This is a genomic window from Streptomyces sp. NPDC000983 (assembly GCF_040299205.1).
Taxonomy (GTDB): Bacteria; Actinomycetota; Actinomycetes; order Streptomycetales; family Streptomycetaceae; genus Streptomyces.
Genome location: NZ_JBEPBM010000001.1, coordinates 269,386 through 288,241 on the forward strand (window position 1 = coordinate 269,386; position 18,856 = coordinate 288,241).

General features: G+C 73.9%; 17 protein-coding genes and 1 pseudogene. 8 read left to right on the forward strand and 10 right to left on the reverse strand.

Translation table 11 applies throughout. The features are described 5' to 3' along the window. Positions 1-47: 47 nt before the first annotated feature. Positions 48-827, reverse strand: coding sequence for a DeoR/GlpR family DNA-binding transcription regulator (locus tag ABT296_RS00975; protein WP_351922220.1), 780 nt, complete (start codon positions 825-827; stop codon positions 48-50). Positions 828-949: 122 nt separating this feature from the next. Here ABT296_RS00975 and ABT296_RS00980 point away from each other — a divergent pair, with 122 nt between their 5' ends. Continuing rightward, positions 950-1,831 carry an SIS domain-containing protein gene (locus tag ABT296_RS00980; protein ID WP_351922221.1) on the forward strand — a complete coding sequence of 294 codons (882 nt, stop codon included), beginning with the start codon at positions 950-952 and terminating at the stop codon, positions 1,829-1,831. Between the two features lie 182 nt (positions 1,832-2,013). Continuing rightward, complete coding sequence (locus ABT296_RS00985) at positions 2,014-2,871, forward strand: class II fructose-bisphosphate aldolase (protein ID WP_351922222.1); 858 nt, start codon at positions 2,014-2,016, stop codon at positions 2,869-2,871. Here ABT296_RS00985 and ABT296_RS00990 read toward each other — a convergent pair. Next, on the reverse strand, positions 2,855-4,009 hold the full coding sequence (locus tag ABT296_RS00990; protein ID WP_351922223.1) for a methyltransferase: 1,155 nt from the start codon (positions 4,007-4,009) through the stop codon (positions 2,855-2,857). The two genes, ABT296_RS00985 and ABT296_RS00990, sit on opposite strands and share 17 nt — an antisense overlap. Positions 4,010-4,082: 73 nt before the next feature. Between ABT296_RS00990 and ABT296_RS00995 the strand changes: the two genes are divergently transcribed. Both ABT296_RS00995 and ABT296_RS01000 read left to right on the forward strand, forming a co-directional pair. Further along, the gene (locus tag ABT296_RS00995; protein ID WP_351922224.1) at positions 4,083-4,724 is read left to right on the forward strand and encodes an alpha-ketoglutarate-dependent dioxygenase AlkB family protein; all 642 of its coding nucleotides are present in this window, start codon (positions 4,083-4,085) and stop codon (positions 4,722-4,724) included. Between the two features lie 36 nt (positions 4,725-4,760). Continuing rightward, positions 4,761-6,005, forward strand: coding sequence for an ROK family protein (locus ABT296_RS01000; protein WP_351922225.1), 1,245 nt, complete (start codon positions 4,761-4,763; stop codon positions 6,003-6,005). Between the two features lie 11 nt (positions 6,006-6,016). On the opposite strand, the gene ABT296_RS01005 is transcribed toward ABT296_RS01000, so the two are convergent. After that, positions 6,017-6,667 (reverse strand): TetR/AcrR family transcriptional regulator, encoded by a 651-nt coding sequence (locus ABT296_RS01005; RefSeq protein ID WP_351922226.1) that lies wholly within the window; start codon positions 6,665-6,667, stop codon positions 6,017-6,019. Positions 6,668-6,739: 72 nt separating this feature from the next. On the opposite strand from ABT296_RS01005, the gene ABT296_RS01010 reads away from it, so the two are divergent. Both ABT296_RS01010 and ABT296_RS01015 read left to right on the forward strand, forming a co-directional pair. Beyond that, complete coding sequence (locus ABT296_RS01010; RefSeq protein ID WP_351922227.1) at positions 6,740-7,594, forward strand: methyltransferase domain-containing protein; 855 nt, start codon at positions 6,740-6,742, stop codon at positions 7,592-7,594. Positions 7,595-7,803: 209 nt separating this feature from the next. After that, positions 7,804-8,086 (forward strand): annotated as a pseudogene (locus ABT296_RS01015) (SHOCT domain-containing protein). A 99-nt stretch (positions 8,087-8,185) separates the two neighbouring features. Here the strand turns inward: ABT296_RS01015 and ABT296_RS01020 are convergent. After that, positions 8,186-8,722 carry an ATP-binding protein gene (locus ABT296_RS01020; RefSeq protein WP_351922228.1) on the reverse strand — a complete coding sequence of 179 codons (537 nt, stop codon included), beginning with the start codon at positions 8,720-8,722 and terminating at the stop codon, positions 8,186-8,188. A gap of 187 nt (positions 8,723-8,909) precedes the next feature. After that, a complete protein-coding gene (locus ABT296_RS01025; protein ID WP_351922229.1) occupies positions 8,910-9,233 on the reverse strand; it encodes a hypothetical protein in 324 nt (107 codons plus the stop codon). Between the two features lie 324 nt (positions 9,234-9,557). Here ABT296_RS01025 and cds1 point away from each other — a divergent pair, with 324 nt between their 5' ends. Next, positions 9,558-10,682, forward strand: coding sequence for an L-cysteine desulfhydrase Cds1 (gene cds1 / locus ABT296_RS01030; protein WP_351922230.1), 1,125 nt, complete (start codon positions 9,558-9,560; stop codon positions 10,680-10,682). A 1-nt stretch (position 10,683) separates the two neighbouring features. On the opposite strand, the gene ABT296_RS01035 is transcribed toward cds1, so the two are convergent. Together ABT296_RS01035 and ABT296_RS01040 are read right to left on the reverse strand one after the other, a co-directional pair. Next, positions 10,684-11,151: an SRPBCC family protein gene (locus ABT296_RS01035; protein ID WP_351922231.1), complete on the reverse strand. Its 468-nt coding sequence runs from the start codon at positions 11,149-11,151 to the stop codon at positions 10,684-10,686. A gap of 51 nt (positions 11,152-11,202) precedes the next feature. After that, positions 11,203-12,033, reverse strand: coding sequence for a DeoR/GlpR family DNA-binding transcription regulator (locus ABT296_RS01040; protein WP_351922232.1), 831 nt, complete (start codon positions 12,031-12,033; stop codon positions 11,203-11,205). Between the two features lie 290 nt (positions 12,034-12,323). Here ABT296_RS01040 and ABT296_RS01045 point away from each other — a divergent pair, with 290 nt between their 5' ends. Next, a complete protein-coding gene (locus ABT296_RS01045; RefSeq protein WP_351922233.1) occupies positions 12,324-14,648 on the forward strand; it encodes a hypothetical protein in 2,325 nt (774 codons plus the stop codon). On the opposite strand, the gene ABT296_RS01050 is transcribed toward ABT296_RS01045, so the two are convergent. The 3 genes from ABT296_RS01050 to ABT296_RS01060 form a co-directional block, all read right to left on the reverse strand. Beyond that, entirely contained in the window at positions 14,618-17,059 is a 2,442-nt protein-coding gene (locus ABT296_RS01050; RefSeq protein ID WP_351922234.1) for a right-handed parallel beta-helix repeat-containing protein, read from the reverse strand. The two genes, ABT296_RS01045 and ABT296_RS01050, sit on opposite strands and share 31 nt — an antisense overlap. A 160-nt stretch (positions 17,060-17,219) precedes the next feature. After that, a complete protein-coding gene (locus ABT296_RS01055) occupies positions 17,220-17,828 on the reverse strand; it encodes an Rv1733c family protein (protein ID WP_351922235.1) in 609 nt (202 codons plus the stop codon). Between the two features lie 170 nt (positions 17,829-17,998). Further along, the gene (locus ABT296_RS01060) at positions 17,999-18,826 is read right to left on the reverse strand and encodes an MOSC domain-containing protein (RefSeq protein ID WP_351922236.1); all 828 of its coding nucleotides are present in this window, start codon (positions 18,824-18,826) and stop codon (positions 17,999-18,001) included. Positions 18,827-18,856: the final 30 nt, after the last annotated feature.

Genomic DNA, 18,856 nt, shown 5'->3' on the forward strand with positions numbered 1-18,856 from the left:
ACACCCAGCCTAGGGCGATCCGGCACGCGCCGGGCGGACAACGGCCGTCAGACCGTGACGACCTCGATACCGGCCTCCGTGAAGCGCCGTACGGTCTCCGGTGCGGCCGCGGTGTCGGTGACCAGGGTGTCCACGGCCTCGGCCGCGCAGATCCGGGCGAAGGCCCTGCGGCCCAGCTTGCTGGAGTCCGCGGCCACGATCACCCGCCCCGCCCGCTCGCACAGCAGCCGGTTGATCGCGGCCTCCGCCTCGTCGTTGGCCGCCGCGCCCTGGGCGACGTCGAAGGCGACGACCCCGAGCACGGCGACATCGAGGGTGATCTGCCCGAGCACCCCGTCCGCGAGCGGCCCGATCAGCTCGTACGACTGGGGCCGCGCGACGCCACCGGTCACCACGATCTTGAACTGGGGGCGTACGGCGAGCTCGTTGGCGATGTTGAGGGCGTTGGTGACCACGGTGAGGGCGGGGGAGCCGGTGGCGAGGTCCCCCCGTACGGCGAGCGCGCGGGCCACCTCCGTGGTGGTCGTGCCGCCGGTCAGCCCGACCGCCTCGCCGGGTGCGACCAGGGCGGCCACCGCCTTGGCGATGCGCTCCTTCTCCGAGGCGTGCCGCGCGGTCTTGTAGCGCAGGGGGAGTTCGTAGGAGACGCCGTGCACGACCGCCCCGCCCCGGGTGCGCACCAGCATCTGCTGCTCGGCCAGCTGGTCGAAGTCGCGGCGGATCGTGGCGGCGGACACCGACAGCTCCGCCGCCGCCTCCTCGACGTCCAGCCGGCCCCGCTCCACGAGCAGCTCCAGCAGTGCCTTCCAGCGGGCGTCGCGCGACATCCGCGCCTCCGTTCCTCGATCTCCCGGCGACCCTAGCGCACCCCCGCTGAACTCAGATGCTTGATTCTGCTCGAAAACTCGCTATATCTTGCAAGAACAATCAAGCCAAGGGAGGGGTGGGAATGACCCACGTCGAGGAGGAGCTGACGAGCCAGCCCGAGTGCTGGGCGCGGGCCGCGGACCGGGCGCCGGAGCACCGCGACGCGCTGCCGGCGCCGGGGGAGCGGGTCGCGATCGTCGGCTGCGGCACCTCGTACTTCATGGCGCAGTCGGCCGCGGCACTGCGCGAGGGTGCGGGCCAGGGCGAGACGGACGCCTTCGCGGCCTCCGAGTTCCCGCGCAGACGCTCCTACGACCGGGTCGTCGCCCTCACCAGGTCCGGCACGACGACCGAAGTCCTGAGTTTGTTGGGGGAGTTGAGGGGTCGTACCCGCACCGCCGCCATCACCGCCGACCCGCGCACCCCCGTCATGGACGCGGCCGACGCCGTCGTCGTCCTGGACCACGCCGACGAACGCTCCGTCGTGCAGACCCGGTTCGCCACCACCGCGCTCACCCTGCTCCGCGCCCACCTCGGTCTGCACACCGACGCCGTCGTCACCGACGCCCGCGCCGCGCTGACCGCCCCGCTGCCCGAAGGGCTCACCGACAGCGCCCAGTTCACCTTCCTCGGACGCGACTGGACCGTGGGCCTCGCCCACGAGGCCGCCCTGAAGATGCGCGAGGCCGCCCAGGCGTGGACCGAGTCCTACCCGGCGATGGAGTACCGGCACGGCCCGATCAGCATCACCACCGAGGGCACCGCGACCTGGATGCTCGGCGAGGCCCCCGAGGGGCTCGCGGACCAGGTTCGCGCCACCGGCGGCACCTGGATGGCCGGCACCCTCGACCCACTCGCCGAACTGATCCTCGCCCAGCGTCTGGCGGTCGCCGTCGCCCGCTCCCGCGGCCTCGACCCCGACCTCCCGCGCCACCTGACCCGCTCGGTGATCCTCACACCCTGACGGCGCCCGCCGGCTCCGCCCGCCGGCTCCGCCTGGCGGCGGCCTGTCCGCCGGGGTGGCGCCCCCTCTGTCGGGCGGTGACCACTGCCCTCCACCAGCGCCCGCGCGGCGCCCCCGGCACCCACCCGCAGCCCCGACGACCACCGACGCTCCCGGCACCACCCTCCCCGGAAGGACCCGCCGTGCCCCTGGTCACCACCGGCGAACTCGTCACCCGCGCCGCAGCGCACCGCCGTGCCGTCGCCGCCTTCAACGTCATCACCCTCGAACACATCGAGGCCGTCGTCGCGGGCGCCGAGTCGGTGCACGCCCCCGTGGTCCTCCAAGTCAGCGAGAACGCCGTCAAGTTCCGCTACGGACGGCTGCTCCCGCTCGCCCGGGCCGCCACCGCCGCCGCCGAACGCGCCGAGGTGCCCGTCGCGCTCCACCTCGACCACGTCCAGAGCGACGACCTGCTGCGCCAGGCGCCCGGCGCCGGATTCAGCTCGGTGATGTACGACGCGGCCCGGCTGCCGTACGCGGACAACCTCGCCGCAACCAGGGCCGCCGCCGACTGGGCGCACGCCCAAGGGCTCTGGATCGAGGCCGAGTTGGGCCAGATCGGCGGCAAGGCGGGACAGCCCGCCCTCGACGCCCACGCCCCCGGCGCCCGCACCGACCCCGCCGAGGCCCGCGCCTTCGTGGCCGACTCCGGGGTCGACGCGCTGGCCGTGGCGGTCGGCAGCGTCCACGCCATGACCACCCGCACCGCCGCCCTCGACCACGAGCGCCTCAAACGGCTCGCCGCGACCCTGGACGTCCCGCTCGTCCTGCACGGCTCCTCCGGCGTCCCCGACGCCGAACTCACCGGGGCCGTCTCCGGGGGCATCGCCAAGGTCAACATCGGCACCGCCCTCAACCTCGCGATGACCGGCGCCATCCGTACCCACCTCGCCGCGCACCCGGAGGCGGTGGACTCCCGCACCTACCTGAGCGTCGGCCGGGAAGCGATGGCGCAGGCCGTGGCCAGGCTGGTGACGCTGCTCAACCCTCCCGCCTGACCGCCTTCAGGATCACGAACTTCCGGTCCCCGGCCACCAGTTGGCAGTTGCCGAACAGACGGCGCAACTTGACGTGGTAGCCGAGGTGGCGGTTGCCGACCACCCACAGCTCGCCGCCCGGCCGCAGCACCCGCCGCGCCCCGGTGAACATCCGCCACGCGGTGGCGTCGGTCGTCGCCTGGTGCGAGTGGAACGGCGGGTTGTTCAGCACCAGGTCGACACTGCCGGACGCCACCCCGGCCAGCCCGTCGCCCACCCGGAACTCGGCGTGCCCCGGCACCCCGTTCGCCTTGTACGTCGCCTCCGCGGAGGCGACCGCCTGGAAGGACTCGTCCACGAACAGCACCTCGGCCCCGGGGTCGGCGAGCGCCACCGCCGTACCGACGACACCGTTGCCGCAGCCCAGGTCCACCACCCGCCGCGCGTCCCGGCCGGCGGCGGGCAGATGGCCGAGGAAGAAGCGCGTGCCGATGTCGAGCCGGTCCGCGCAGAACACGCCTGCGTGGTTGACGACCGTACGGCCGGAGACCGGGCCGACGCCGTCCGGCAGCGCGTAGCTGTACGGCCAGGGGTTGGCGCCCGGCCGCAGCTCGGGATCCGGGGTGGAGAAGATCAGCCGGGCCTTCTTCTCGGCGAGCGAGGTCCGGGTCGGGCCGACGATCCGTTCGAACAGCTCCAGCGTCGAGGTGTGGATCTCCTTCACCATGCCGGTACCGGCCACCACCGAGTCCGCGTGCAGGGCCGGGGCCAGCCGCCGCAACTGGTCCTCCAGCAGCGCCAGGCTCTTGGGGACCCGCACCAGCAGCACGTCGATCCGGTCCGGCGGCGGGTCCTGAGTGGTGAGCAGCCGCACGGCACCCGGCTCGACACCGGCCCGCGCCAGGTTCGCCCGGGTCGCCTCCTGGGCGAGATGGGAGTCGGTGATCTGCACCGGCCGGTGCCGCGCGAGCGCCGTGACCAGCGCGCCCCAGCGGTCGCCCACCACCACGACCGTGCCGGTCGGCGGGGTGTCCCGCTCCGCGAGGTGCTTCAGCAGGTACTCGTCGGAGGCGTCCCAGGCACGCAGCCGGTCGCGCGGATCCTCCGGGAAGCGGGACAGCGCGACCTCGCCCCACGGAGTCGTCATACGGTCGTTCATCGTGCGTCAAGGCTAGAGCCTGCCGTCAAATCCCCGCCCGCCCGAAGCCCCGCGCTGCGGGCAGGATGGAGGGATGGACGCCGAACTGTTCCCCAGGTCCCGCGCCACACCCGCGCCGGGAGCGGTGCACCTGCCGGACTGGCTCGGTCCGGACCGGCAGCGGGAACTGCTGGAAGCCTGCCGCACCTGGGCACGGCCGCCCGCGGGGCTGCGCACGGTCCGTACCCCCGGCGGCGGCACGATGACCGCCCGCCAGGTCTGCCTCGGCTGGCACTGGTACCCGTACGGCTACGCCCGCACGGTCGTCGACGGCGACGGCGCCCCCGTGAAACCGTTCCCCGACTGGCTCGGGGAACTGGGCCGGCAGGCGGTCCGGGACACCCTCGGCACCGAGCCGCCGCCGTACGACATCGCGTTGATCAACTTCTACGACGGTGACGCCCGCATGGGCATGCACCGCGACAGCGACGAGGACTCGGACGCGCCCGTGGTCTCCCTGAGCCTCGGCGACAGCTGCCTCTTCCGGTTCGGCAACACCGCGACGCGCGCCCGCCCCCACACGGACGTGGAGCTGCGCAGCGGCGACCTCTTCGTCTTCGGCGGGCCCTCCCGGCTCGCCTACCACGGCGTGCCCACGGTGTACCCGGGCACCGCCCCGCCGGAGTTGGGGCTGGCCGGGCGGTTGAACGTCACGCTGAGAGTGAGCGGCCGGTAGCCACCCGCACCTGCGGATCATGGGAGACTCGCCCTCATGAGCGGCAAGGCGGACCCCCGGCCGGCGGGGGAAGGGACCACCTCGAGGACGCGGCTGGACCGGGGACGCGGTGCGCTCGGGCCCGCGCTGGAGCTCGTGCACACCGGGCGCGCCCCCACCCGGGCCGTGCTCACCGCGGAGCTCGGCGTGACCCGGGCCACGGCGGGCGCCGTCGCCGCCGAGCTGGAGGCGCTCGGGCTGATCAGGGTCGACGCCAGGCCCGGCGCGGCGGCCGGATCGCAGGGCCGCCCCTCGCACCGGCTGGAGGTCGCCGAGGACGGACCGGTCGTCCTCGCCGCCCAGGTCCACGCCGACGGCTTCCGGGCCGCGCTGGTGGGCCTCGGCGGGCGGATCGTCGCCACCGCGCCTGGCTGCGAGGCCGTCGACGCCGACCCGGCGAAGGTCCTCGGCTCCGTCGTGGAGGCGGGCACCGAACTGCTGCGCGAGACCGGGCGGCGCTGCGTGGGCGCCGGGCTCGCGGTGCCGTCCGCGGTCGCCGAACCCGACGGCCTGGCCCTGAACCCGCTCCACCTGGCCTGGGCCGTGGGCGCGCCGGTGCGCCGGATCTTCGCCGAGTGCGTACGGCAGGCGGGCCTGACCGGACCGGCGTTCGCGGGCAACGACGTCAACCTCGCCGCCCTCGCCGAGCACCGGCACGGCGCCGGACGGGGCGCCCGGGACCTGCTGTGCGTGGCCACCGGCCACCGGGGCGTCGGCGGCGCGCTCGTGCTCGACGGGCGCCTGCACACCGGGAGTTCGGGACTGGCCCTGGAGGTCGGCCATCTCACCGTCAACCCCGAGGGCCGCCCCTGCCACTGCGGGGGCCGCGGCTGCCTGGACGTCGAGGCCGACCCGCTGGCCCTGCTCACCGCCGCGGGCCGCGACCCGGGCCCGGAGATGTCCCTGCTGCGGCAGGCCGACGAACTGATCCGGCAGCACTACGACGACCCGACCGTGCGCCGGGCCACCGAGCAGCTCATCGACCGGCTCGGTCTGGGCCTCGCGGGGCTGGTGAACATCCTCAACCCGGACCGGATCATCCTCGGCGGACTGCACCGCACCCTCCTGGACGCCGATCCGGGCCGGCTGCGCGCGGTGGTCGCCGACCGCAGCCTGTGGGGGCAGAGCGGCAGCGTGCCGATCCTCGCCTGCACCCTCGACCACAACAGCCTGGTGGGCGCCGCCGAACTGGCCTGGCAGCCCGTACTGGACGACCCCCTGGGCGTACTGACCCACGAGTAGGCGCACCGGCTCTAGGGCCGGTGAGATCGCGCTGCGTCCTCGGTCAGCAGTTGGGCGGCGAGGGTGTCGTACGCCCAGCGCTCCCATTGGGCCGGTGGCCAGCCGCGGTCGCGGGTGAGGACCAGGAAGAGCTCCGGGCTGAGGACGCCGTAGACGATGTCCGCCGCCTCCCCGGCCGGGACGGCGGCGCGCGCGCCCGGCTTGCCGGTGAGGGACCCGGCCGCCGTGGAGATCACCGTGTACCGGGGGTCGGCCTCCTGCGGCCACAACTCCCGCAGTTCCGGGTCGGACGAGGTCGCGGCGCGGACCATCTCGTTGATGGCCGCCACGCGTTCGAGTGTCCCGCGGGTGCCGACGACGAGGCCGGCCAGCGCGGCCTCGGCGGTGGGCGCGGTCAACACCTCCTGGAACCAGGGCCGTTCCATCGTCGGCACGGGTTCGTCGTCGCCGGCGATGGCGACATCGACGAGTTCCTTGAGCAGCGAGGGCTTGTTGCGGAAGACGAAGTAGATCGTCTGCACCGCCACGCCCGCCCGGTCGGCGATCTCCTGCAGCTTGGTCGCGCCGTACCCCCGCTCGACGAAGAGCGCGCCCGCCGCGTCGATGATCCGCCGCCGGGTCTCCCGGGCCTTGCTTCCCTGTTTTCCCTTGCCCTCACGCATGACTGGAGCTTATATCTAGAGGTGAACTCTAGAGCTCAACTCTAGTCATTGTCGGCGTCCTGGAGGCATACCGTGCACACGATCGCCAACCGTCAGCAGGCAGAAGCCTGGAACAGCTGGGAGGGCGTCCACTGGGCCGACCACCCCGAGCGCTACAACGGGATGATGGAGGCGTTCAACCCGCGCCTGTTCGCCGCCGCGGGCATCGCCGCCGGGGACAGGGTCCTCGACGTCGGCTGCGGCACCGGCCGGACGACGCGCCTCGCGGCGCGGCGGGCGTACGACGGAGAGGTGGTGGGGATCGACCTGTCCGCGCCCATGCTGGAACGGGCCCGGCGCGACGCGGCCGCGGACGGTCTGGACAACGTCACCTTCGAGCAGGGCGACGCACAGGTGCACCGGTTTGCCGGCCGCGGGTTCGACGTGCTCATCAGCCGCGGCGGTTTCATGTTCTTCACCGACCACGCCGCGGCCTTCACCCGGCTGAGGGAGGCGCTCGTGCCGACGGGCCGTCTCGCGTTCCTCGGCCCGCGCCCGGCGGGCCCGGACAGCGACTACGCCCGCGCGACCGCGGCACTCTCGCCGTTCCTGCGCGAGGCGTCCCCCGCCGCCCGGGGGATGGGCTCGCTCCTCGACCCCGCGCGCATCCGCGAGGTGCTCGCCGCTGGCGGGTTCACGGAGATCGAGGTGGTCCCGTTCGACGCGCCCATGACCTTCGGCGCCGACGCGGACGAAGCCGTCGACTTCCTCTTCTCGATGGGCCCCTCGCGCCACAATCTGCGGGACGTCGACCCGGCTACGGTCACCCGCGTCCGTGCCGAAGTGCACGAAGCGCTCAGGGAGTTCGAGACCGAGGACGGCGTCCGCATCCCGGGCTCGGTCTGGATCGTCACGGCGAGGCGCGAGGCCGTACCGCCGAACGGGTGAGGCGCGAGGCCCCGGCGGGGCCCCGGCCGGACCGGGGAGCAGTCGAGAGGGCTCCGCCTACTCCGGGGGAGGTATGCGCACGGCCGCTGCCCGTACGACGCCGCGGACCCCCTGTCGGGGCGAGTCTCGAAGGCGGGACCGCGGGTCGGGCCGGCCAGGCCGGGCGCAACCGGCGGGACCTTCCGAACCGACCCGGGAGACGACCGCAGATGCAGACCCTCGCGCACTTCGCCGACGGCGGGCCCGGCCCGTGGATCCTGTTCCTGCCGCTGATCTGGGGGGGCCGTCGTGGTCGGCGGCATCACGCTGCTGCGCCGCACCCTCCCACGCGGACGCGGCGGCCCCCGCAGCCGGGCCGTGGACGACCACTCGCCCATCGCGGTGCTCGGCCACCGCTTCGCCTCCGGCGAGATCGACGAGGACGAGTACTGGCGCCGGCTCTCCGTCCTCGACGAACAGTTCGGCCGCGCGGGCCGCGACGGCTCGGCATAATGCGGTCCGGTCCGGCCCGGCCCGCGCGCGCCTCACGCCCCCGGCGCGCCTGGCGGGCGTACCGAGGGCGTCCGCCTCGTACAAGGCGTCACCGCCCGGTCAGCCGACAACGGCCGACCGGGCGGGAGCGTGTTCGGGCTCGCGCAGTTCCACGCGGGCCCCGATATCCGGGAACCGGTGCTTGTCCAGCACGATCCGCCGAGGCGGACGCGCCGGCACCGTCCGGACAGGTGGAGTCGTGGGCAGGGTGAACCACACGACCTTGCCCGACTCGCCGTCCGGTCGCACGCCCCAGCTCTCGCTGAACGCGGCCACCATCGCAAGGCCCCGCCCGCAGGTGGCGAGCGGCGCGACGGCCTCGATGTCCGCCACGACCGGCAGTCGCGGGTCGCGGTCGTGCACGGAGACCGTCAGCCGGTCGAGCAGCAGCTCGATCTCCACGGTGCACGTCTTGTCGGGCCGGGCATGCTGGTGGACGTTGGTCAACAGCTCTGTCACACCGAGCGCCGCCCGGTCTATCAAGGGATCAAGATGCCAGTAGCGCAACTGCGCAGATACGATTCTGCGGACCTGGCCGATCCGCGACGGCAGGGCTTGCAGCTCCACCGTGCAGTGCCTGCTTGGGTTACTGATCACGGCTGCGACTCCCCGACGTGAGGTCCGGAAGAACACGGGATTCGGATCGATTGAGCAGGGTGCCCAGATGAACGCGACCGCCTGCTGTCATGGCCGGCGGGCTGGTTCGCAGCGTTATCGCCGGTAAACCCTGAGTGACGTGAGACCAGAGTGACCCAGGGGGTGCGTCACCGCAACTCGCCGTGCGTCAGCGGTTACGACCCGCCGCCTTTCGTACGGCCTCGATGAACCGGCGCGCCGCGGGCGGTCCGGGCTCGCCCGGCGCCGGGTCGTGGTCGCCCAGGGTCAGCAGGTACCGGTTGCCGTTGAGGTCGGCCAACGCCCGGTCGTCCGCGGCGAACCAGGGCTTCGACGCCCGGACCGCCTGCACCGGCGCGCTGTCGATCTCGGTGCCGTAGCTGGTGAGCAACTCCAGCCGGCCACCGCTGATACGGACCTGTCCGGCCCGGGTCAGCGAGCGCAGTCGCTTCCCGATCCGCACCCCCGTGGCCGTGAACTCCGGCTCCGCCATGTCGCCCCGCCCCCTCGCGCGTGTCGTGCCGGACCCCGGGCCTGCGTGGGCGGGGTCCGGCTCGTTCTCGTGATCCAGTGTGCTCCCTCGGTGCAGTCTGCCCGCACCCGGCGCCCGGCACCAGTACGTACGGCGAGGTGGACGCGCGGGGCCGGAGCACTCGTCCGAATGCGCCCCCACGAGGTCACGCCATTCGCCTCCCCAGGGTGGCCTTTGAGGCGCCCAAAGGTGTGTTTATGCAGGTGAGAAGCGTGCGGAAGGTGTCTATGATCGGGGCGTCCGGCCACGCGCGGCGTCGTCGGCGCGAAGCGTTAGGAGCCCGTCGTGAGCACCCCACAGCAGACCCGGACCGGCGCGACCCTCGATGTGGACCACACCGACCCGACCTATCGGACCTGGCTGAAAGAGGCCGTCCGCAAGGTCCAGGCCGACGCCAACCGCTCGGCCGACACCCATCTGCTCCGCTTCCCGCTGCCGGAGAAGTGGGGCATCGACCTGTACCTGAAGGACGAGTCGACCCACCCGACGGGAAGCCTCAAGCACCGCCTCGCCCGCTCCCTCTTCCTCTACGGCCTGTGCAATGGCTGGATCCGGCCGGACCGCCCGGTGATCGAGGCGTCCAGCGGCTCGACGGCGGTCTCCGAGGCGTACTTCGCGAAGCTGATCGGGGTGCCCTTCATCGCCGTGATGCCCCGCACGACGAGCGCCGAGAAGTGCCGGCTCATCGAGTTCCACGGCGGACGCTGCCACTTCGTGGACGACTCGCGCACGTTGTACGAGGAGTCCGCCCGCCTCGCGGTGGAGACCGGCGGCCACTACATGGACCAGTTCACCTACGCGGAACGGGCCACGGACTGGCGCGGGAACAACAACATCGCCGAATCCGTCTTCCGGCAGCTGGAGTTGGAGCGCTACCCCGAGCCCGCGTGGATCGTCGCCACGGCCGGCACCGGCGGCACCTCGGCCACCATCGCGCGGTACGTCCACTACATGCAGTACGACACCCGCATCTGTGTCGCCGATCCGGAGAACTCCTGCTTCTTCGAGGGCTGGACCACCGGCGATCCGGACGTCACCTGCGACTGCGGCTCGCGCATCGAGGGCATCGGCAGACCCCGGATGGAACCGAGCTTCGTGCCCGGGGCGATCGACCGCATGATGAAGGTGCCCGATGCGGCCAGCGTCGCCGCCGTGCGGGCGCTGGAGACGGCCATCGGCCGCAAGGCGGGCGGCTCGACCGGCACCGGGCTGTGGAGCGCGCTGAAGATCGTCGCCGAGATGGTGGCCGAGGGGCGCCGGGGCAGTGTGGTGACCCTGCTGTGCGACCCCGGCGACCGGTACCTCGACAAGTACTACTCCGACGCCTGGCTCGCCGAACAGGGCCTGGACGTCCGGCCCTACAGCGAGGCGATCGGGTCGCTCCTGGAGACGGGTGTCTGGCCCGCCTGACTCAGCGCGCCGAAAGCCGCCGGTCCAGCGAGGCGACCGCGCCGCGGAACGACCGGCCCAGACCGGGCCGCGCCGCCCCCAGCAGCAGCCGCACGGGCGCCGGGCCGTCCGCGGCGAACGTCCACCGCACCCGGGTGCCGGTCCCGGCCGGGTCCAGGCGCCACTCCTCCACCAGGGCGCGCAGACCCGGCGCGTTGGTGGCGTCGACCCGGTACGCGTAGACCTGGGAGGCTTCCGCGGTGAGGACCGTCTCCTGGAAGCGCACGCCCCCGCGCAGGGTGATCCGGCGCCCGCCCTCGACCGGTTCGGCGCGCGTCACGGCCGGGAACCACCCTGCCCAGCCCGGCACATCGAGGGCCAGGGAGCGGAAGACGGCTTCGGGCGGCGCGGAGATGTCACGGGTGAAGACCAGTCGCACCGGAGCGGTCCCGACGAAGTCGAGCCCCTCCGGCCGCAGTCGGCGGAGCATGGCGACCCCCCTTGCTGAACAGCCGGAGCAGCCACCCTAGTTGACGGCTCGTCAGTTGTCTGCGAGCTGCTCGGTCTCGCCCGCCACGACCAGCCGCCGCAGTTGCTCGGACACCTCGGCGCGCGCCTCGGGGTCGAGGCCGCGGTCCGTCACCAGCGTGTCCACCTGGTTGAGCGCGGCGAACGAACTCAGGCCCACCACACCCCACTTGGTGTGATCGGCGACCACCACGACCCGTCGCGCCGAGTGCACCAGCCGCCGGTTGGTCTCCGCCTCGGCGAGGTTCGGCGTCGACAGACCCGCCTCCACCGATATCCCGTGCACACCCAGGAACAGCACGTCGAAGTGGAGTGCGGCGATGGCCTGGTCGGCGACCGGGCCGACGAGCGAGTCCGAGGGGGTGCGCACCCCGCCGGTCAGCACGACCGTGGCCGCGCCCTGCCGGGGACCGGAGGTCCGCTGCGCGACATGGAAGACATCGGCCACCCGCACCGAGTTGGTGACCACCGTCAGATCGGGCACGTCCACCAGCTGATGCGCCAGCGCGTACGTCGTCGTACCGCCCGACAGCGCGATCGCCGCACCCGGGGCCACCAACTGGGCCGCGGCCCGGGCGATGTCCTCCTTGGCCGTCAGCTCCAGCCCCGACTTGGCCTCGAAGCCCGGCTCGTGGGTGCTCGCCTCGACCAGCGGCACGGCGCCGCCGTGCACCTTCTCCAGCACGCCCTGCCGGGCCAGCGCGTCGAGATCGCGTCGCACGGTCATGTCCGACACGCCGAGCTTGCGGGTGAGCTCGTTGACCCGCACCCCGCCCCGGCGGCGGACCTCGTCCAGGATCAGAGCGCGGCGCTGCTCCGCGAGGAGGTTCTGATTCTCACTCACGTACGCTCCGGTTCCCTTCGCCTCAAGCCTGCCCGCCCGCCGCGCACCCGCGCTCCGACGACGGCATCGTCCTGGATCCGGGTGCACGGATGCCCCATCCTCGCACGTCGGGGCCGAGCACGCGCCACCGACCGGCCCGTCGCGCGCATGTCACCCACACCTCGTCCGCCGCCCCTGTGTCACCCGGATCGGGGAGATTCCGTGACGAGGGGTGCGGACCGCCCCGGCGGTGGAGATCCTGGGCCCGCACGCACACAGGCCGACGGCTCGTCACGGGGGAAGGGCGAACAGTGGAGCACGCGTCAGACCGTGCCCCGGCCGCGCCGCGGCGGCCGGAGGAGGCGGACATCGCCCTGGAACTCCTGGTGCACGGCGTGGGCGGCACCACGCCCCAGGACATGCTCGGCGACCCCCGCACCGAGCGCGTCACCGGGGACGACGTGGCGGCCGTCTTCCGGCGCGCCGACGACGTCGACGCCGAGTCCCGGCCCGGGGACTACCGGGACCGCCCGGTCCCCGAGGCGTACGTGTGGTGCAACCTCACCTCCGGCAACGGCGCCCGCGCGCTGTGGCTGCTACTGCTGCCGTTCATGGTGGTCAACCTCGCCCACTGGATGCGCCCCGGCGCCCGCGGCCGCGTCCGCACGGTACGCCTCCACGGCCTCCTCGTCCGGCTCGCCGCGCTCTCCCTGACCGTGCTGCTCGTCGCCGCGGCCTGCGAGGTCGCCCTGGACCTGGCCGCCTGGCAGTGCGCCGGCACCCCGGCGTGCGCCGAACGCCACTCCTGGCTGGGCTTCCTGGCGTCCGGCTGGTGGAGCCTGCCCGGCCGCAGGCTCGCCCTCGCCGCCCTGGTCCCCCTCGCCCTCACCGGCCTGCTCTGGTACCTCTCCCACCGCACCTGGAGCGCCTACGAGTCCCAGGAGCCCCTGGGCCGTGAGCGGCCCCCCGAGGCCCTTGCGGAGCAGACCGACCGCACCGCGCTCGGCCGCCCCGGATTCTGGTACGGCCGCCGGCTGGTGGCCCGGCTGCGCGCCGCGCACACCGCAGCCGGCCTGCTGACCGTCGCCGCCGCGGCCGGCCTGCCCGCGGCCCGCTTCGACCACCGCCCGGGCGGCCCCGCCGCACTCGACGCCGCGGGCCGCCTGCTGGAGGCGTCCCTCCTCGTCGCGGCCGCCGCCGTGGTGTGGGTGGTCTGCCGCCGGGGCCGCAGCGAGCACCGCCTCGACCGGGAGCCCGACGACCGCCTGGTGCGCCTGCTGCCGCTCGCCTGCCTCCTGCTGCTCGCCGCCACCCTGGTCTACGCCGCCTGGCAGCGGCCCTGGGTGTCGCAGGGGCGCCTCCCCGGTGACGCCTCCTTCGGCGCCCTCGCCCTGGCCCAGGGCCTGCTGGTGATCGCCCTCGCCGTCATCGCCCACGTCCTGCACCGCTCCCACCCCGATCCACGGGCCGCGCTGCGCGGCCAGGGCGGGCCCGCGGTCGCCATGCTGGCCTGCGCGCTCGGCGGCGTGATGTCGGGCGGCCTCGCCCAGCGCGTCGCGGACTGGCTCGACGGCACCCGCGCCGCCATCCCCGGCCCGCCCGTCCTGCTCACCTGGCAGGCCTCCGTCATCCCACCGCTGCTCCTGCTGCTGCTCCTGCTCTGCGCGGTGCTCGCCCGGCAGACCTGGCGGCTGGCCCGCACCGAACGGGCCGCCGTGGAACGCGACTACCGGGGTGACCCCGCCGACAGCGCCCGCAGCCGCCGTATCGCCCGCACCCGCGCGATGGCCACCCTCACCGACCGCGGACCCCTCCTCGTCGGCGTCGCCTCCGCCGCCACCCTGCTCCTCGGCGCCGCCGCCCTGGCCGGCGCCCTCACCACGGACCGCACCCCGGCCGAGGCGGGCGAACCGGCGCCCGCCTTCGTGCAGGGCGCCGCCGAGACCGCCCAGGCCCTGGGATCCTGGCTGATCGGCCTCGGCTTCATACTGTTCGTCACCTGGGGCCGACGCGCCTACAAGGACCCCTCCGCCCGCCGCACCATCGGCATCCTGTGGGACGTCGGCACCTTCTGGCCGCGTGCCGCCCACCCCTTCGCCCCGCCCTGCTACGCCGAGCGCGCCGTACCCGACCTCACCTGGCGGATGGCCACCTGGACGAACGCCACCGGCGGCCGGCTCGTGCTGTCCGGCCACTCCCAGGGCAGCGTCCTCGCCGCGGCCGCCGCCTGGCAGCTGACCCCGTCCGTCCGCAAGCGGGTCGCCCTGCTCACCTACGGCTCACCCCTGGAACGCCTCTACGGCCGGTGGTTCCCCGCCCACTTCGGCCCTGCCGCGCTCAGCGCCCTCCACCACGACGTGGACCGCTGGCGCAACCTGCACCGGCCCACCGACCCGATCGGCGGCCCCGTCCGGCTGCCGGGGGAGTACGGCCCCGAGGTGGACCGGGAGGCGCTGAAGGACCCCCGGGCCCGCGGCCGCACCGCCCTGCAGCCGCTGCCCGCACCGATCCTCGGCCACTCCGACTACCAGGACGATCCGGCCTTCGCCGAGGAACGCGCCCGGCTGCTGGCCCGGCTGCGGCCGGATCTGCCCGCCCCGCGCGCTCAGGACGACTCGGGCAGGTCCTCCCCGTAGAGCAGGGTCAGATCGTCCGTGCTGGGCTCCGGGAGCTGGGCGACCCGGCCCGCGTGCCGCTCCACCATCGCCTCGAACGTCTGCCGCGCGGTACGGCCGTTGCCGAAGGCGGGACCCTTGGGGATGCCGTCGAAGTACGTCAGCAGCGCCTCGCCGGTGCCCTCCGCCAGCCGGTACTCGTGCTCCTCGGCCTGCTGCTCCACGATCCTCAGCAGCTCCCCGGCACCGTAGTCGCGGAAGGTGATGGTCCGTGAGAAACGGGAGGCCACACCGGGGTTGACGGACAGGAACCGCTCCATCTCCGCCGTGTAGCCCGCCACGATCACCACCACGGCGTCCCGGTGGTCCTCCATCAGCTTCACCAGCGTGTCGATGGCCTCCTTGCCGAAGTCCCGGCCGGAGTCCTCCGGGGAGAGCGCGTACGCCTCGTCGATGAAGAGCACCCCGCCGCGCGCCCGGTCGAACGCCTCCTGGGTGCGGATCGCCGTGGAGCCGATGTGCTCGCCGACCAGGTCGACCCGGGACACCTCGACGAGGTGGCCCTTCTCCAGCACGCCGAGCGAGGCGAGGATCTCGCCGTAGAGCCGGGCCACCGTCGTCTTGCCCGTGCCGGGGGAGCCGGTGAAGACCAGGTGCCGCTTGACGGAGGCGGCCTTCAGGCCGGCCTCCTGGCGGCGCCGCCCCACCTCGATCATGTCGGTCAGCGCCCGCACCTCGCGCTTGACGCTGTCCAGCCCCACCAGCGCGTCCAGTTCACCGAGCACGGCCTTGGAGGTGCGGGCCGGCTGGGCAGGGACCTCGGGCGCGGCCGGCGCCTCCGGTTCGGCGGCGCGGCGGGCGGGGATCGCGCCGAGCAGGCCGGGCGACCGGTCCGCCGTCTGCACGGCCGTCTCCACCGGGAGCGCGCCGCGGCTCAGGCCGCCGCTCTCGTCGCTGGTGCAGTCCTCCACCACGGGCCCGGACCCCGAGCCCGTGTCGGGACCGCCGTCGGCGAACTCGTAGCCACCGCGCGCGCAGCGCTCGGTACGGCACTTGCGCAGCGTCGTGCGGCAGCCGTCTATGACGTGGAAGCCGTAGCCCGCGCTGCCCGTGACCCGGCAGTCGAGGAAGCTGCCCCGGCCGCCCGCCGACACGTAGAACCCGGCCTCGGCCGGGGACTCGACCGTGCACCGCTCCAGGGTGGGGTCGGCGCCCTTGGTGACGATCACACCCGTCTGCACGCCGTCCAGCGCGCAGTTGGCGAGGGTGCCGCCGCTGCCGTGGTCGCGGAACCAGGCGCCGGTCGCCGCGTCCCTGATCCGGCAGTCGTCGAGTTGCGCGGTGGCACCGTCGCTGACCGAGACGGCGGTGTTGCGCACCTGCGTCAGATCGCTGTCGACGACGTCCGCCCGGGAGCCGCGGTCCAGCACGAACAGGGCGTCGGGCACGTCGTGCACCCGGCAGGAGTCCAGTACGGCGGTGGCGCCGTCGCTGACCCAGACGGCCGGGTAGTCGCCGGTGCTGTCGAAGATCTCGCACTGGTTGGCGTCCACCCGGGTGCCGGGGTCCCACACCGACAGGCCGTTGCGCCCGAACTGCCGCACGGTGGTGCGGGTCAGCGTCAGCACCGAGCGGGACCGCAGGTCGACCGCGTTCTCCGGGATGTCGTGGATGCGGCAGTCGGCGAGGGTCAGCACCGCGTCCGTGTCGAGCGTGACCCCGTCCCCCGTGGTGCGGTGCACATCGCAGTCGGTGAGGTGGGCGGTGGCCCGGCCGGTGATCTGCACACCGCTGCCCCGGACCTCGTAGATCTCGCAACCGACCGCTTCCAGCGCGGAGTTCTCACCCGTCGCCGCGAGCCCGGCACCGGAGGTGTGGTGCACCCGGCAGCGCTCCAGACGCGGGTGACCCCCGCCGCGCACGGACACACCGGACTGGCCCGCCGAGACGATCTCGCACTCCTCGAACACCCCGCCCCCGCCGTCCACCACGGCGATGCCGATCCCCGCCGGGTTGTCGACCGTGCAGCGCCGTACGGTGGGGCGCGCGCCACCGCGCACCTCTATGCCGGCGGCGGAACGCGTCACGACCCGGATGTCGGTCAGTTCGGGTGTGCCCTCCTCGACCAGGAGGGCCGGCGCGGCGGCGTCCTGGCCCTCCACGAGCAGGTCCTGCACGACGGCCGAGGCCCGCACCGTCAGCGGGACCCCGTCCGGCGGCGCGATCCGCACCGAGCCCGGGGCGCCCTCGGGGCCGCGCAGGGTCACGGGCCGCTGGACGACGAGGTTCTCCCGGTACGTACCCGGCGCGATGGTGAGGACGTCACCGTCGGCCGCGGCCTGGAGCGCCGCAGCGAGCGACGCGTACTCACCCGTGCGGCGGCGCCACCGCGATGTGCCGGAGTGCGTCACCTGGACCGTGCCCTGTGCCATGGTGTTGCTGTGCCCCCACCCTCAGTCGTGCTGCTGGCCCGTTCGCCTTCGGGGCGCGTCGGCCACTCCGGCGGCCGGCCGGCGCGGGTCGTCGCCGAGGACTCGGCCGGTCCACCGTAGCGTGCGCGCAGGTCCGGGGATGACCAGAGGCTCAAGGCGGTCAGCTGCCGGTCCCGGTCCGTCCCCAGTCCGGTCCGGCCCGCTCCCAGGCCTGGTCCCAACGGGCGTACCGGCGGCGGACCATGCGCCAGACGATCACCCTGCGGGCGCACTCGACGGCGCCGACGGCCAGCAGGGCGGCGCCGAACCCGGCCAGTACGGCATGGGTGGTCGCCGTCGCCGAGTCCAGCGGGCGGGCCGCCGCGCGGCCCTGACGGTCCGTCCAGATCCGGAAGCGGTCACCGGGCTCGGGGTCCTCGGTCCGGGTGGTCACCGGACCGTGGTGCCGGGAGCCGTCCGGCGCGGTCCAGTCGGCCAGGACGCGGGTGCGCACATCCCGGCCGGTCGCGGCGGCCTCCGGATCGGCGCTCAGCGGTGCCTTGCCCAGGACCTGGGCCACGGTGGCCGTGATCAGGTGGCGGTCGGCGCGCTGTTCACGCACCGACTCCTGGAGGCTGTCCTGCGCGAGGCCGCCGACCTCGGCGCCCACCCAGGGGGCCGCGACGAGGACGAGCAGCAGGGCCGAGAGCGCCACCCACGCCTCGGCCAGATCGGTCGCGCGGCGCAGCGGGTTGTGCCGCCAGCGCCAGAGTCCGCTCATCGCCCGCACCGTCCGGCACCCCCTTCCCCCTCCGTGCCCACCCCTCGGCGGAGCCGCTCACGCGCGGTCCCGGCCGCAGAGCGACACCACCCGCTCCCGAGGCTCTCACGAAGCGCTCGCGGAACACTCAACGGACGGGCCCGCTCCCGGGGTTCCCGGCCGGGGCCGGCCGGCGGGGATCAGGCGAGGATCCGCACCGGATCACCGACCCGGACGGTGCCGCCGGTCAGCGGCACCAGGTTCTGGCCGAAGACCAGCTTGCCGCCGATCCGCCGGTGCCGGCCGAGGCTGAACAGGGGCTCCTTGCCCCGCCCGGCGGTGTCCTGGTCGGTGGTGGTGACCACGCACCGCCCGCACATCTTGGCCACCCGGAAGGTGACGTCGCCGATGGCGACGCGCGTCCAGTCGTCCTCGGCCCAGGCGTCGGTGCCGGAGACCACGACGTTGGGCCGGAAGCGGTTCATCGGCAGCGGGCCCTCGTGCGCGTGCTCGCCCCCGGCTATCAGGGAGTTGAGCGCGTCCAAGGAGGCGGTCGTGGTGAGCAGCAGCGGATAGCCGTCCGCGAAGCTGACGGTCTCACCGGGCAGCGCGTACTCCGGGTCGACCGGACGACGGGTGGCCGGGTCGTCCATGTGTACGAGGCGGACTCGGATGCCCAGCCAGGCGGTGCACCACTCGTGCACGGCCGGGTCCTCGGCGGGGACGGCCTCGACCTTGTCCCGGAAGATCTCCACCGGCACGGTCCCGCCCCGCCGCGGCACCGGGACGGTCAGCGGCGGCGCCCCGGGCGCGGACAGCCGAAGGCCGCCGTCGGGCAGAAGCTCGGCGGCGGCCTTCGCGAGACGCGGTTGCTGGCGTTGGGTGACGACCTTTCCCCCGTCGTCGATCAGCATCCAGCGACGATCACCGGCCAGCCCCCAGGGCTCCACGACGGCCTCCCGGAGCGAGATGCCCCGGAACGCCTTGACCGGATGAACGTGGATCGACTGCAGCAGCGCATTCCCCATGGGGTCATCGTGCCAGGTGGCACGGCCCTT